Source organism: Rhodovulum sp. DZ06, assembly GCF_050586345.1.
GTDB lineage: Bacteria > Pseudomonadota > Alphaproteobacteria > Rhodobacterales > Rhodobacteraceae > JBOCEF01.
In genome coordinates this window covers 146,198-159,831 of record NZ_JBOCEF010000004.1, presented here as the reverse complement: position 1 = coordinate 159,831, position 13,634 = coordinate 146,198, and the positions used below count along the sequence as shown (strand labels likewise).

At 71.3% G+C, this 13,634-nt stretch carries 11 protein-coding genes and 1 tRNA gene; 6 read left to right on the top strand and 6 right to left on the bottom strand.

The annotated features are described in order from the left end of the window. The 6 genes from ACQ5SO_RS03560 to ACQ5SO_RS03535 all read left to right on the top strand — a co-directional run bounded on the left by ACQ5SO_RS03560 (position 1) and on the right by ACQ5SO_RS03535 (position 2,715). Positions 1 to 77, top strand: a tRNA-Met gene (locus ACQ5SO_RS03560). A 220-nt stretch (positions 78 to 297) separates the two neighbouring features. Beyond that, positions 298 to 873, top strand: coding sequence for a hypothetical protein (locus ACQ5SO_RS03555; RefSeq protein ID WP_430940193.1), 576 nt, complete (start codon positions 298 to 300; stop codon positions 871 to 873). Continuing rightward, positions 873 to 1,397 (top strand): hypothetical protein, encoded by a 525-nt coding sequence (locus ACQ5SO_RS03550; protein ID WP_430940192.1) that lies wholly within the window; start codon positions 873 to 875, stop codon positions 1,395 to 1,397. Before ACQ5SO_RS03555 ends, ACQ5SO_RS03550 begins: the two co-directional genes overlap by 1 nt. Positions 1,398 to 1,405: 8 nt before the next feature. After that, entirely contained in the window at positions 1,406 to 1,813 is a 408-nt protein-coding gene (locus tag ACQ5SO_RS03545) for a hypothetical protein (RefSeq protein ID WP_430940191.1), read from the top strand. Continuing rightward, on the top strand, positions 1,813 to 2,274 hold the full coding sequence (locus ACQ5SO_RS03540) for a hypothetical protein (RefSeq protein ID WP_430940190.1): 462 nt from the start codon (positions 1,813 to 1,815) through the stop codon (positions 2,272 to 2,274). The genes ACQ5SO_RS03545 and ACQ5SO_RS03540 overlap by 1 nt, the downstream gene beginning before the upstream one ends. A gap of 27 nt (positions 2,275 to 2,301) precedes the next feature. Beyond that, complete coding sequence (locus ACQ5SO_RS03535) at positions 2,302 to 2,715, top strand: hypothetical protein (protein ID WP_430940189.1); 414 nt, start codon at positions 2,302 to 2,304, stop codon at positions 2,713 to 2,715. A 199-nt stretch (positions 2,716 to 2,914) separates the two neighbouring features. Here ACQ5SO_RS03535 and ACQ5SO_RS03530 read toward each other — a convergent pair whose 3' ends face one another. The 6 genes from ACQ5SO_RS03530 to ACQ5SO_RS03505 form a co-directional block, all read right to left on the bottom strand. Then, complete coding sequence (locus ACQ5SO_RS03530; protein WP_430940188.1) at positions 2,915 to 5,704, bottom strand: bifunctional aconitate hydratase 2/2-methylisocitrate dehydratase; 2,790 nt, start codon at positions 5,702 to 5,704, stop codon at positions 2,915 to 2,917. A 297-nt stretch (positions 5,705 to 6,001) separates the two neighbouring features. Further along, complete coding sequence (gene cydX / locus ACQ5SO_RS03525; RefSeq protein ID WP_430940187.1) at positions 6,002 to 6,124, bottom strand: cytochrome bd-I oxidase subunit CydX; 123 nt, start codon at positions 6,122 to 6,124, stop codon at positions 6,002 to 6,004. A gap of 29 nt (positions 6,125 to 6,153) precedes the next feature. Beyond that, a complete protein-coding gene (cydB, locus tag ACQ5SO_RS03520; protein ID WP_430940186.1) occupies positions 6,154 to 7,314 on the bottom strand; it encodes a cytochrome d ubiquinol oxidase subunit II in 1,161 nt (386 codons plus the stop codon). A gap of 5 nt (positions 7,315 to 7,319) precedes the next feature. Then, positions 7,320 to 8,915, bottom strand: coding sequence for a cytochrome ubiquinol oxidase subunit I (locus ACQ5SO_RS03515; RefSeq protein ID WP_430940185.1), 1,596 nt, complete (start codon positions 8,913 to 8,915; stop codon positions 7,320 to 7,322). A 99-nt stretch (positions 8,916 to 9,014) separates the two neighbouring features. Next, on the bottom strand, positions 9,015 to 12,401 hold the full coding sequence (locus ACQ5SO_RS03510) for an ATP-binding cassette domain-containing protein (RefSeq protein WP_430940184.1): 3,387 nt from the start codon (positions 12,399 to 12,401) through the stop codon (positions 9,015 to 9,017). Between the two features lie 175 nt (positions 12,402 to 12,576). After that, positions 12,577 to 13,455 carry a LysR substrate-binding domain-containing protein gene (locus tag ACQ5SO_RS03505; protein ID WP_430940183.1) on the bottom strand — a complete coding sequence of 293 codons (879 nt, stop codon included), beginning with the start codon at positions 13,453 to 13,455 and terminating at the stop codon, positions 12,577 to 12,579. Positions 13,456 to 13,634 lie beyond the last annotated feature (179 nt).

Below are 13,634 nucleotides of genomic sequence, written 5' to 3'. Positions count from 1 at the left end.
CGCGGGGTGGAGCAGCCCGGTAGCTCGTCAGGCTCATAACCTGAAGGTCGCAGGTTCAAATCCTGCCCCCGCAACCAGTTCTATCGAACGCCCCAGCGCAGCCGCGCTGGGGCGTTCGTCGTTTGCGCATCTTGGACCGCAGCGCGCCCCCGCCCAGGCAAGGCGGCCCGCCATCGCGACAAGCGTCAACGGCGCGGTATTTCCAAACCGGCCGATCCCGCCGGTGTTGACTTGCCCCCGTCCGCTCACGATACAACGTCCTGAACGCCGTATTAAAAGTTGGACCGCGCCCTCTCCATGCTGCAGACCTCACCGCTTCGCGCGCGCCGGGCCGCCTCGGCCCTGCTGTGCGCCACGCTCCTCGCCGCCCCCCTCGCGGGCTGCAAGGACCCCGAATGGGCCAACAAGGCCGCGATGCAGATCGGCGCCCCCCGCGCCAACGCCGTCGAGATGCGCGAGCTGCAGACCGCGACCTTCCACGGCGTCGACGAACGCGCGCTGCTGATCGAAACCACCCAGGCGCTGCAGGATCTCGGCTTCACCATCGAGGAAAGCACCGCGAAATACGGCGTCCTCGCCGGGTCCAAGGATCGCGACGCGGTCGAGACCGGCGAAGTCGCGGGCCAGATCGCGCTGACCGTCGGCCTCGCGCTGCTCGGCGTCCGCTACAACCCCACCTGGGATACCGACCAGGTGATCCGCGCCACCGTGACGACCGCCCCCTATGAAGGCGACTCGACCCGGATGCGCGTGTCCTTCGAGCGGATCGTGACGCGCAACGACGGAAACTCGCGCGCCGAGGAGCTCAACGCGCCCGAATTCACCAGCGGCTTTTTCGACAAGGTCCGCAGCGGCCTGCACCGGAGCGAGTGATGACCCGGATCCATTTCCCCGTTCCCGCGCTCGCCGTCATCGCCCTGGCCGCCGCGGTCAGCGCCTGCGCCCCGGCGCCGGGCAGCTACGTGCCCAGCCAGAAGAGCGCGGTCGAGCTGCGCACCATCCAGACCCGCGTCCTGCCGGTGAACGCCGACGCCGCCATGCGCGGCGTCATCGCCACCATGCACGACCTCGGCTACCGCATCACGAAGGTCTCGCCCGACGCGATGTCGGTCAGCGGCACGCGCCAGTCCGCGCTGCGCCTCGCCGCCGTGGTGCAGCCGCGCGGCGAGAACAGCAGCGCCGTGCGCGCCAACGCCTCGATCGTCTCGCCCCGGCTCGAGGCGCAGGTCGACAGCGCCGAATTCTACGCGCAGAATTTCTTCCGCCCGCTCGAGGCCATGATCGGCCGCCAGGTCGCCGAGGAAAGCCTCGAGGCCGCACCGGTCGAAGCCATGCGCCCGGTCGCGGAACTGAACACCGAGAAGGCGCGCAAGGCCGCCGCCGAGAAGACGGAGTGATCCCCGCCATGACCCGCAGCATCCTGACCCTCGGCCTTCTGTCGGCGCTGGCGCTCGGCGCCTGCGCGCCCGCCGGCCAGCACGCCGCCGAGGTGACCCCGCAGGAAGAAAAGCTCACCGTCGGCACCGTGCAGCGCGAGATCCGCGAGGGCATGACCGGCGGCGAGGTGGCCGCCGTGCTCGGCGCGCCCAACGTCGTCTCCTCGATCCCCGGCGGGGGCGAGACCTGGATCTATGACCGGATCTCCACCCAGCGCGCCTATTCGCAGTCCGCGGGCGGGGTGAACGTGCTGTTCCTCGGCGCGGGCCAGGCCGCCGGCGCCGCCTCGGTCAGCCAGCGCACCCTCACGGTCATCATCAAGTACGACGCGCAGGGCCGGGTCAGCGACTTCAGCTACCGCCAGTCGTCGTTCTGATGCGCGGCCGCCGGATGTTCCTGCTGGGCGCGGCCGCGGCCGCGCTCGGCGCCTGCCGGGCGGCGACGCCCGAACAGCAGGTCGCGGCGCTCAGCCCCTCGGCCGGGGCCGTCGACATGCGCCGCCTCCAGACCCGGCGCTTCGACACCGCCGACCAGGCCCTGATGATGCAGTCGGCCGTCGGCGCGCTGCAGGATCTCGGCTTCACGATCCAGGAAACCGACATGGCGACCGGCGTGCTGGTCGCGAACAAGGCGCGGGGCGGCGAGCTGCGCGCGCAGGTCACCGTGCGCCGCCTGCCCGACGACATGGGCACGGCGATGCGCGCGACCTTCCAGAAGGTGCTGCACCGGCCCGGCGCGATGCTGCCGGTGGGGCGGACGCTGGACGACCCGGCGCTGTACCAGGGTTTTTTCGAGCGGGTCTCGCAATCCGCCTACCTGACCGCCAACGACATCTGATCCATCGACCGAAGGGGAGGAACCCGCGTGATCCGCACGTCCGCTCTCGTCATCCTCGCGGCGCTGGCCGCCGGCTGCCAGGCCGACAGCACCCGGCAGGTGCTGCAGACCGCCAACACCCAGGCGGCGCAGCGCGCCATCTCCACCCGGTATTTCGAGACGGAGGACCGCGCGGCCGTGTTCTCGGCCGTGCTCGCCGCGCTGCAGGACCTGGAATTCGTGATCGACAGCGCCGATTCCGACCTCGGCTCGGTCTCGGCCACCCGGTTCGGCGGGGGCGTGACGCGCTTCACCGTGACCGTGCGGCGGGGCAAGTCGGGGACCACCATCGTGCGCGCCTCGGGGCAGGCCAACCAGTCGGAAATCTCGACCCCCGAGGCGTTCCAGAGGTTCTTCGACGCGCTCGGCCAGTCGCTGTTCCTGCAGCCCCACCAGGTCTGAACCGTCCCGCACGCGGGGGGCATGCCAAAAGGGCGGCGCCGGGGAACCGGCGCCGCCCTTTTCATGTCCGCCCCCCCGGGATGTCCGCCCCCTCCCCCCCCGGGGAACGCGGAGAACGCAAGGAACGGCAAGGGCCGCGCCGGTGTCCCGGCGCGGCCCCTTCCGTCGTCCTGGCGTCGCCGCCTGCGCGGCGGGCCGATCAGTAATGCGCCGAGCGCGCCGTGCCCGGGATCTCCTTCGGCGGGGCGAACTTGGTCAGGTCGATCCCCTCGACCGCCTTCTTGTACTCCTCCGCCGACGGGGTGCGCCCGAGGATGGCCGACAGCACGACCACCGGGGTCGAGGCGAGCAGCGACTCGCCCTTCTTCTCGGCGCTGTCTTCCACCACGCGGCCCTGGAACAGGCGGGTCGAGGTGGCGAGCACGGTGTCGCCCTTCTCCGCCTTCTCCTGGTTGCCCATGCACAGGTTGCAGCCCGGACGCTCGAGATAGAGGATGTTCTCGTACTCGGTCCGCGCCTTCGCCTTCGGGAACATGTCGTCGAACTCGAAGCCCGAGTACTTCTGGAGGATCTCCCAGTCGCCCTCGGCCTTCAGCTCATCGATGATGTTGTAGGTCGGCGCCGCGACCACGAGCGGGGCCTTGAACTTCACCTCGCCCTCGGACTTCTCGATGTTCTTGAGCATCTGGGCGACGATCTTCATGTCGCCCTTGTGCACCATGCACGAGCCGACGAAGCCGAGGTCCACCTTCTTCTCGCCGCCGTAATAGGACACGGGGCGGATGGTGTCGTGGGTGTAGCGGCGCGACGGGTCGGCGTTGTTGACGTCCGGGTCGGCGATCATCGGCTCGACGATCTCGTCGAGATCCACCACCACCTCGGCGAAGTACTTGGCGTTGGCGTCCGGGGTCAGGGCGGGCTTGTCGCCCGACTTGATCTCGGCGATGCGCTTGTCGGCCTTGGCGATCAGGCCCGCCAGGGTCCCGGCCGCGTTGTCCATGCCCTTGTCGATCATCACCTGGATGCGCGACTTCGCCAGCTCCAGCGACCCGATCAGGGTTTCATCGTTGGAGATGCAGATGGAGGCCTTGGCCTTCATCTCGGCGGTCCAGTCGGTGAAGGTGAAGGCCTGGTCGGCGAGCAGGGTGCCGATATGCACCTCGATCACGCGGCCCTGGAAGACGTTGTCGCCATGCTGGCGGAGCATCTGCGCCTGGGTGGCGTGCACCACGTCGCGGAAGTCCATCCAGTCGGCCATCTTGCCCTTGAAGGTGACCTTCACGGACTCGGGGATCGGCATGGTCGCCTCGCCCGTCGCCAGCGCCAGCGCCACGGTGCCCGAGTCGGCGCCGAAGGCGACGCCCTTGGACATGCGGGTGTGGCTGTCGCCGCCGATGATGATGTCCCAGTCGTCCACGGTCAGGTCGTTGAGGACCTTGTGGATGACGTCGGTCATCGCGTGGTACTCGCCCTTCGGATCACGCGCGGTGATCAGGCCGAAATCGTTCATGAACTTCATCAGGCGCGGGATGTTCGCCTGCGCCTTCAGGTCCCACACCGAGGCGGTGTGGCAGCCCGACTGGTAAGCGCCGTCCACGGTCGGGGAGATGACGGTGGCCGCCATCGCCTCGAGCTCCTGCGCGGTCATCAGGCCGGTGGTGTCCTGCGACCCGACGATGTTGACCTTCACGCGCACGTCCGACCCGGCATGGAGGGTCTTGCCGGGGGTGGAGCCCACGGCGTTGCGGTTGAAGATCTTCTCCACCGCCGTCAGGCCCTGGCCTTCATGGCTGACCTCTTTCGAGGGCGCGTAGACCTGCGCCGGCTCGACGCCCAGCGTCTCGGCCGCGAACGTCTGCAGCTTCTTGCCGAACACGACGGCGTAGGAGCCGCCGGCCTTCATGAACTCGACCTTCGGCGCGGTGAAGGCCGAGGAGACGTCGGCGAGCACTTCGCCGCTCTCGTCCTTCAGCACCTTCGCCTTGGTGTCGATCACCAGCACCTTGCCGGTCTCGACCGAGTATTTCTGCTCCAGCACCGGGTTGCCGTCGGCGTCCATCACCGGCTTGCCGTCGGCGTCCAGCTTCTTGACCCAGTTCTTCAGGTCGAGGCCGATGCCGCCGGTCACCCCGACGGTGGTCAGGAAGATCGGCGAGATGCCGTTGGTGCCCGCGACGACCGGGGCGATATTGACGAAGGGCACGTAGGGCGACGCCTTCTTGCCGGTCCACAGCGCCACGTTGTTCACGCCGGACATGCGGGACGACCCGACGCCCATCGTGCCCTTCTCGGCGATCAGCATGACGCGCGCGTCGGGGTGCCTGGCCTTCAGCGCCTCGATCTCCTGCTGCGCTTCGGGGGAGATCATGCACTTGCCGTGCAGCTCGCGGTCCGAGCGCGAATGCGCCTGGTTGCCCGGGGACAGCAGGTCGGTGGAGATGTCGCCCTCGGCCGCGATGTAGGTCACGACCTTCACCTCGTCTTCCACGTCGGGAAGCTTGGTGAAGAACTCGGCCTTCGCGTAGCTCTCGAGGATGCCGGTCGCGACGGCGTTCCCGGCCTCGTGCGCCGCCTTCAGGCGGGCCATGTCGGCGTCATAGAGGAAGACCTGGGTCTTCAGCACCTCGCCCGCCTGCGCGGCGATCGCGGCGTCATCGCCGAGCGCCAGGTCCAGCAGGACCTCGACCGAGGGGCCGCCCTTCATGTGGGACAGCAGCTCGAACGCGAAGTCCGCCGAGATCTCGGGGACGGTGGCTTCGCCCAGGATGATCTTCTTCAGGAACGCCGCCTTCACGCCCGCGGCCGGGGTGGTGCCGGGCAGGGTGTTGTAGATGAAGAAGTCGAGGCTGTCCTTGCGGTGCGCGTTGTCCGCATCCTCGATCTGCGCGATCAGCTCGGCGACCAGCGCGCCGTCGTCGATCGGCTTGGGGTGCAGGCCTTCGCCTTTGCGCGTTTCGATTTCGGCCAGGTAATCGGTGTAGAGGCTCATGGCGTTTCCTGCGGTTTAGTGTTGGACCAAGCGTAGGATCAGGCTGGGCTGCGGCGCGTGAAGCGGCCTGCGGTCTCACGAAGTGTATGCGGATGTATACGAGGCCCCGATCCGAGGCAAGGGCCGCGCGGACGCCATAATGCCTCAGTTCCGCCCGAAAGCGGAGAGGGCGCGCGCGCACGCGGCGCCGAAGCGCAGGGGGGCGCGCAGAAGGGTGCGCGGGGGGGGAACGCAGGGGGGAACGCGAAACGGGGGGCGCAATGGCCCCCCGTTCCAGTCTTCGGCATGGCGGCGGGATCAGTCCGTCCGCTCCGCCTCCCGCTCCAGCGCGCGGTCGCGCTGCATCTCCAGCCACATCGCGTTGACCACGGCGAACATGGCGGCGAGGGGAAGGCCCAGGGCCCAGGCGAAATACCACATCTGTCTTTCCTTTCAGGCTCTGGTCCGGGTCAGTAGGCGTGGCCGCCGCCGGTCACGTCATCCTCGGTCACCTTGCCCCACAGCACCCGGTAGACCCAGGCGGTGTAAAGCAGGATGAGCGGCATGAAGATCACGGTCGCGCCCAGCATCACGAACAGCGTCAGGTGAGAGGAGGAGGCGTCCCACACCGTCAGCGACGCGTCGGGGTTCAGGGTCGAGGGCAGGATGAAGGGGAACATCGTCAGCCCGACCGAGGACACCGCCCCGGCGATGGCGAGCTTCGAGGCGAGCAGCGTCGACACCTCGCGCCCCGCCCGCAGGCCCAGCACCGCCAGCGCCTCGCCCGCGAAGGCGGCGGCGGGGGCGACGGCGATCCAGGGCCGCTCGGCATAGGCCGAGAGCCAGGATCCGCCGCGCACCACCTCGGACAGCAGCGGGTTGGACGGCCCGTCGGTGACCGGGGCCTCGGCGAAGGCGAAGCCCTCGATCCCCACCGCCAGCCACAGGCCCGCCAGCGCATAGCCCGCCATCATCGCGAGGCCCGCCGCGGTCCCGATCTTCCGGGCGCGGTCCTTCACCGGCCCCTCGGTCTTCACCGACAGCCAGGCCGCGCCATGCGCTGTCAGCATCGCCAGCGACACCGCCCCGCAGAGCAGCGAGAACGGGTCGAGCAGCATCACAAGCTTCTCCAGCGCCCCGCCGGGATAGCGCGCCATCAGCTCGGGCGTCAGGGTGAAGGGCGCGCCCTGCAGCACGTTGCCCACCGCCACGCCGAAGATCAGCGCCGGCACCGCGCCCCCGGCGAAGAGCGCCCAGTCCCAGGCCGTGCGCCACCGCGCGCCCTCGCGCTTGGAGCGGTACTTGAACGCGACGGGGCGCACGATCAGCGCCGCCAGGACGATGAACATCGCGAGGTAGAAGCCCGAGAAGCTCACCGCGTAGAGCGGCGGCCAGGCCGCGAAGATCGCCCCGCCGCCGAGGATGAACCAGACCTGGTTCCCCTCCCAGACCGGGCCGACCGTGTTGATGACGACGCGCCGTTCCACGTCCGTGCGGGCCACGAAGGGCAGCAGCGCGCCGACCCCCATGTCGAACCCGTCGGTCAGCGCGAAGCCGGCCAGCAGCACCCCCAGCAGAAGCCACCAGGCGATGCGCAGGGTCTCGTAGTCGATGAATTCATGCAGGATCATGGCTCTCACTCCGCCGGAACGTCGCGCGCGCCCGACAGGCGCCGCTCATGCGCCGCGGTCCAGGCGGCGGTCTCCTCCACGTCCAGGGTCGGGCCGCGGCGGATGTATTTCAGCATCAGGCTCATCTCGATCACGAACAGGACCGAGTAGAAGGCGGCGAAGGCGGCGATGGTCAGCAGCAGGTCGGTCGCCGAGAGGTGCGAGACGGACATCGCCGTCGGCAGCACCCCGTCCACCGTCCAGGGCTGGCGGCCGAATTCCGCGACGAACCAGCCGAGCTCGGCCGCGATCCAGGGCGCGGGGATGATGAGGACGGCGGCGCGCAGGGCCCATCGCGGGTAGGTCCCGCGCCGGAAGCTGGAGCGCCAGAAGAAATACGCCATCACCCCGATGAACATGAACCCGAGCGCGACCATCAGCCGGAACGCCCAGAACAGCGGCGCGACGCCCGGCACGGTGTCTTCCGCCGCCTGTGCGATGTCGGCTTCCGTCGCGTCGCGCGGATCCTCCATGTAGCGTTTCAGAAGGTAGGCGTAGCCGAGATCGCGGCCGTGGTTCTCGAAGCTCAGCCGCGCCTCTTCCGGGGCGTCCCCGCGCAATTCGCGGATGGTCATCAGCGCGTCATAGGCGATGATGCCCGAGCGGATGCGGGTCTCGGCCTGCGCCACCAGCTCCTTGATCCCCTGGATCTCGGTGTCGAGCGACCGGGTGCCGATCAGGCCCATCACGTAGGGCACGTGGACGGCGTAATGCGTCTCCCGCGCCTCCTGGTCGGGCAGGCCGAACAGGGTGAAATCGGCGGGGGCGGGGTGGGTCTCCCACATCCCCTCCATGGCGGCGAGCTTCATCTTCTGGGAATGGGTGGCGGCGTAGCCGCTCTCATCCCCCAGCACCACGACCGAGAGGGCGGAGGCGAGGCCGAAACTGGCCGCCACGGTGATGGACCGGCGCGCCAGCGCGATGTGCCGCCCCTTGAGCATGTACCAGGCCGAGACGCCGAGCACGAAGACGGACGCGGTGACGTATCCCGCCGAGACGGTGTGCACGAATTTCGCCTGCGCGACCTCGTTGAACATCACCTCGAAGAACGAGGTCATCTCCATCCGCATGGTCATCGGGTTGAATTCGGCCCCGACCGGGTTCTGCATCCAGCCGTTGGCGATCAGGATCCACAGGGCCGAGAAGTTCGACCCGATGGCGACCAGCCAGGCGACGGCCAGGTGGGCGACCTTCGACAGCTTGTCCCAGCCGAAGAAGAACAGCCCGACGAAGGTGGCCTCGAGGAAGAAGGCCATCAGCCCCTCGATCGCCAGCGGCGCGCCGAACACGTCGCCCACGTAGTGGCTGTAATAGCTCCAGTTCATGCCGAACTGGAATTCCATGGTGATGCCCGTGGCGACGCCCAGCACGAAGTTGATGCCGAACAGGCTGCCCCAGAATTTCGTCATCTGCCGCCAGATGGGGCGGTCGGTCATGACGTAGACGGTCTCCATGATCGCGACCAGGATCGACAGGCCCAGGGTCAGCGGCACGAAGAGGAAGTGGTACATGGCGGTCAGCGCGAATTGCAGGCGCGACAGCTCGACGACGTCGAGTTCCATGGTGGATCTCCTTGCGCGGGAAGCGGCGCATTGAAAAGGCGACTATGATGCTCGCCTTCCGCTTCTGGGCCGTTCAGGTAGGCCCGGCCTTGATCCATGTCACTGAATAAAAACGTTTCTTCCGGAAAAGATCGGGTTTTGGGAACCGCGGTGAAGGGCGGCGAGGATGGCCGACTCGGGCAGCATCGCGCGGATCCCCGACAGGACCTGGGCGGCTGTGTCGCGGTCGAGCCCCTCGGTCGGCTCATCAAGCAGAAGCACCTGCGTGCGGCGCAGCAGGGCGCGCGCAAGGCAAACCCTGCGCGCCTGTCCGCCCGACAGCCCGGCGCCCCCCTCGCCCAGCCGCAGGTCGAGCCCGCCGCGCGGCGCGACCTCCTCCCAAAGCGCGGCGGCTTCAAGGGCTTGGCGCATCTCGGAGTCGTCTTTTTCCCCGGCCAGGGCGAGGTTCTCGCGCAGCGTTCCGGCGACCAGCGCGCTGCGCTGGGGGACCATGCAAAGGCGCATTCGAAGCGCGTCTTCCGGCCAGGCGGAGAGGGGATGGCCGAGGATCTCGATCCGCGCGTCGCCCGCGTCCAGCGCGGCGATCTGCTGCAGAAGGGTCGTCTTGCCTGCCCCGCTCGGCCCGACCAGCGCCGCGGCGACGCCGGGCGGCAGGTCGAAGGACAGCCGCGGCGACACGACGCGCAGGGCCGGGGCGCCCGGAATCGGGGTCGGCGCCGGCGCCTCGGCGTCCGCCGCATGGCCGGTCTGCGCGCCGCGCCCGGGCGCCGCTGCGGCAAGCGACTCGTCCACCCGCGCGGCGGCGTCCTGCATCCGGGACAACTCCGCCGCGCCCCGGCGCAGCGGGTGCAGCGTCTCGGCCAGCGCCAGCGCCACGAACACGCCGATCGCGGCCTCGGCGGCGCTCGCCTCCCCCGCCGCCACCATCCAGCCCCCCGCCGCCAGCGCCAGCCCGGCGGCGAGCGACGCGGCCAGCGCCATCAGCGCCCCCGCGTCCCGGTCCTCGGCGTCCAGCCGGTCCGCGGCGCGGCGCGCGGCGGCGTCGCAGGCGGCCAGCGCCCCCTCGCGGTCCGCCAGCCGCCCGGCGGCGATCAGCGCGGCGCGGTCGCGGATCATGTCGATCACGCCACGGCGCAGGGCCTGGAGCCCGCCTTCCTCCGCCCGCGCCGCCGCCCGGCTGCGGGCCGTCAGGCGCAGCAGCGCCGCCAGCGCCAGCGGCGCATAGCCCGCCAGCACCGCCGCCGCGACGGGCCATCCCACCAGGACAATCAGCGCCAGCGCCGCCGCGGCATGGGCGACCAGCGCGGCCAGCGAGGGCAGAACCAGCCGCAGCGCCAGCCCGTCCAGCGCCTCCACGTCCGCGACGATCCGGTTGATCGCCTCGGCCCCGCGCAGCTTCGCCAGCGTGCGCGCCCCGCGCCCGGCATAGGCCCGCAGCAAGGCCCCGCGCAGGTCCGCCAGCGCCCGCAGCGTGGCGTCATGGGTCAGCAGCCGCTCGGCATAGCGCGCGCCCGCCCGCCCCAGCGCCAGCCCGCGCACCCCGGCCGAGGGGCGGAACACGTCGAAGCCGATGCCGATCCCGGCGATCCCCGCCGCCGCCGCCGCGGTGATGAACCAGCCCGAGAGGCCGAGCAGCGCGACCCCCATCAGCAGCACCAGCGCCGACAGCGCCGCGCCGCGCGCCATCGCCCCGGGCCGCGCCCCGAGGACCCGGCGCAGCATCCGCCAGAGCGGGCGCAGCGAGGCGTCGGGAACCGGGGGCAGGGGGATCGGCGTCTCCGTCGCCGCGGGGGCGGCGGCGGGGGCTTCGTACCGCACCGGGGCGGGTTCGGGCGCGGCCCCGGAGGACGGCGCGATCTCCACCGCCCGGTCCAGCGCCGCGATCAGCGCCGGGTCGTGGGTGGCCACCAGCAGCGCCGCGCCCCGGTCGCGCAGCGCCAGCAGCGCCGCGATCACCTGCGCCGCGGTCTGCGCATCCAGATCCGCGGTGGGTTCATCGGCCAGCAGCAGGTCGCCCCCTGACAGCGCCGCGCGGGCCAGCATCAGCCGCCGCGCCTCGCCGCCCGAGACGCCGCCGCCGGTCTCCCCGAGCCGCGCGGACAGCCCGCCCGCCAGCCGCTCCACCACGCCATCCGCCCGCGCCAGCCGCAGCGCCGCCCACGGGTCCGCCCCCGTGCGGCGCATGTCCAGCCAGTCGCCAAGCGCCGCCTCGCCGAAATGCGGGGCCTGCGGCGCGACCGAGAGGCGCGCGCGCCAGGCGTCGGCGGTCTCGTGGTCCAGCGCGCGGCCGCACACCTCCGCCCGCCCCTCGGCCAGCGGGATCAGCCCGGCGACGGCGTGGAGCGTGGTGCTTTTCCCCGCGCCGCTGGGGCCCACAAGGGCCACCGCCTCGCCCGCCGTGATCGCAAGATCGGGCAGCGCCACGCGCCGCCCGCCCAGGTGCGCGGCGGCGCCCGACAGGCGCAGGGACAGCGGGCCGGGCAGCGGCGCCTCCGCCCGCCCGGTCCCAAGCATCCCGAGGCGCGGGGCCTCCTCCAGCGCCTCCAGCTCCGCCGCCACCGCGCGGGCCGCGGCCCGGTCATGCCAGGCGGCGGCGAGGTCGCGCAGCGGCTGGAAGAATTCGGGCGCCAGCAGCAGCACGAACACCCCCGCGGCGGGCGAGAGCGGCGCGCCCCAGGCGCCCCAGGACAGCTCGCCCAGCAGCGAAAACCCCACCCAGACCGCCGTCATCGCGACCCCGAGCGCGGCGAACAGCTCCAGCACCGTCGAGGACAGGAACGCCACCCGCAGCACCTTCATGGTCCGGTCCCGCAGCCGGTCCGCCGCACCGTCGAACTGCGCCGCCGCCCGCTCCCGCGCCCCCAGCAGCCGCACGTCCAGCAGCGCGCCGAGCCGGTCCATCAGCATGGCGTTCATGTCGCCGATCTCGACCATCTGGCGGCGCGAGGCGTCCTCGGCGGCCATCCCCACCAGCGCCATGAAGACCGGGATCAGCGGCCCCGCCACCAGCAGCACCAGCGCCGCGGCCCAGGAGAACGGCGCCACCAGCGCGATCATCAGCAAGGGCAGGGCGCGCGAGCGGGCCTCGGCCACGCGGTAGCGGGTGATGAAGGGGCGCAGCAGCGGCAGCTTCTGCGCCGCCAGCGCGGCGATGGCGGCCGAGCCCTCGGGGCCGGGCGCCCGCGCCTCGCGCGCGATCAGCCGGGCGCGGGCCCCGGCGATCACCTCGTCCGCCGCGCCGTGCAGGATCGCCCCCGCCCGCCGGTCGAGCAGGGCGCGCAGGAGGCCGATCAGCACGAACCCGGCGGCGATTGCGGCCTGGGCGGCCGGCGACAGCCCGCCCGACAGCCAGGCCGACACGCTCCACGCCACGCAGAGCGCCTGCAGCGGCCAGAGCGCGCCGGCGAGGGTCGAGAGCCGCGCCGCCCGGGTCAGCCGGGGCGCGACCCCGGCCAGAAGCCGCGTGGTGGGGTCGGGTTTGCGCATGGCCCCGCCTTACACCGCGCGGCGGGGCGGCGGGCGGCGGCGCGTTGTCGCCTGATCCCGACGCCCGATCCCCGCGGCCCGGGAGCGGACGCCCGCGCCGGGCCGCGGCGGCGCCCGCCGCCGGGCGGGCGCGAATGGGGGGCGCGTCCCCCCGGGCGGACGCCCCCCGCCGCCCTCAGCCGCCCTGGCCCAGCAGGAAGTCCCTGAACAGCAGCGCCTCGTCCGAGGCCCGCGGGTGAACCGCGAGGTGAAAGCCCACCGGCGAGTCCACCGCGTCCGGGACCAGCGGCACGAGGTCCCCGGAAGCGATCAGCCCGTCCACCAGCCCCGACCAGCCCAGCACCGCGCCGATCCCGTCCTGCGCCGCGCGCAGCGCGATCATGTAGTTGTTCACCGCGTAGCGCCGCCCCCGCGGCGCCCCGAGCCCCTGCGCCGCGAACCAGTCGGACCAGCGGGTCCAGCCCGTCTCCTCCGATTCCAGGTGCACCAGCGGCGCGCGCAGAAGGTCCGCGGCGGACGCGATCCCGTGCTCGGCCGCATAGCCCGGCGCCCCCAGCGCCAGGATCCGGTCGCGGAACAGAAGATGCGTCTCGCCGCCCCCCGGCAGCACCCCGTAATGCACGCTCAGATCCGCGCGCCCCGACACGCCCCCCTGGTCGCTGACCAGCTGCGAGACGGCGACATGCGGGTGGCGCTTCCAGAACGCCGCGATCTGGGGGGTGAGCCAGAGCGAGCTGACCGCCGTGGTCGCCTGGATCGCCACCTGCGCGTCGCCGCCATGGAAGCGCACCTGGCCGACCGCGTCCGATATCCCCTCGAACCCCCGCTGCAGCGCCAGGAACAGCCAGGCCCCCGGCTCGGTCAGCTCCACCCCCCGGTGATGGCGCAGGAACAGGGGCCGGGCCAGCTCCTGCTCCAGCGCCTTGACCTGGTGCGAGACGGCGGCGGGGGTGACGTTCAGCTCCGCCGCCGCGGCCTTGAAGGATTCGTGCCGCGCCGCCGCCTCGAAGCACAAGAGCGCGGTCATCGACGGAAGATCATAGGGCCGGGACATGGGCGGGAACCTTTTTCGCGGGAATTTTTCGCGCCCCGCCCATGCCCGCGTCGCAGGCGCGACATGGGGCGCCGCAAATTGGCGATGTTCGCCTTCGGATTAGCTGGGCTAACCCTGCATGAAATTTTCACCCGTTGTCAAAGGGAGGGGTGAGAGTATTGGCTTCAAATCCAGTAATG

What these genes read in the sequence shown, in the direction of transcription:
- ACQ5SO_RS03555 (WP_430940193.1), top strand. Translation starts at nt 298, where the DNA reads ATGCTGCAGACCTCACCGCTTCGCGCGCGCCGGGCCGCCTCGGCCCTG.
- ACQ5SO_RS03550 (WP_430940192.1), top strand. Translation starts at nt 873, where the DNA reads ATGACCCGGATCCATTTCCCCGTTCCCGCGCTCGCCGTCATCGCCCTG.
- ACQ5SO_RS03545 (WP_430940191.1), top strand. Translation starts at nt 1,406, where the DNA reads ATGACCCGCAGCATCCTGACCCTCGGCCTTCTGTCGGCGCTGGCGCTC.
- ACQ5SO_RS03540 (WP_430940190.1), top strand. Translation starts at nt 1,813, where the DNA reads ATGCGCGGCCGCCGGATGTTCCTGCTGGGCGCGGCCGCGGCCGCGCTC.
- ACQ5SO_RS03530 (WP_430940188.1), bottom strand. Translation starts at nt 5,704, where the DNA reads ATGAGCCTCTACACCGATTACCTGGCCGAAATCGAAACGCGCAAAGGC.
- cydX (WP_430940187.1), bottom strand. Translation starts at nt 6,124, where the DNA reads ATGTGGTATTTCGCCTGGGCCCTGGGCCTTCCCCTCGCCGCCATGTTC.
- cydB (WP_430940186.1), bottom strand. Translation starts at nt 7,314, where the DNA reads ATGATCCTGCATGAATTCATCGACTACGAGACCCTGCGCATCGCCTGG.
- ACQ5SO_RS03515 (WP_430940185.1), bottom strand. Translation starts at nt 8,915, where the DNA reads ATGGAACTCGACGTCGTCGAGCTGTCGCGCCTGCAATTCGCGCTGACC.
- ACQ5SO_RS03510 (WP_430940184.1), bottom strand. Translation starts at nt 12,401, where the DNA reads ATGCGCAAACCCGACCCCACCACGCGGCTTCTGGCCGGGGTCGCGCCC.
- ACQ5SO_RS03505 (WP_430940183.1), bottom strand. Translation starts at nt 13,455, where the DNA reads ATGTCCCGGCCCTATGATCTTCCGTCGATGACCGCGCTCTTGTGCTTC.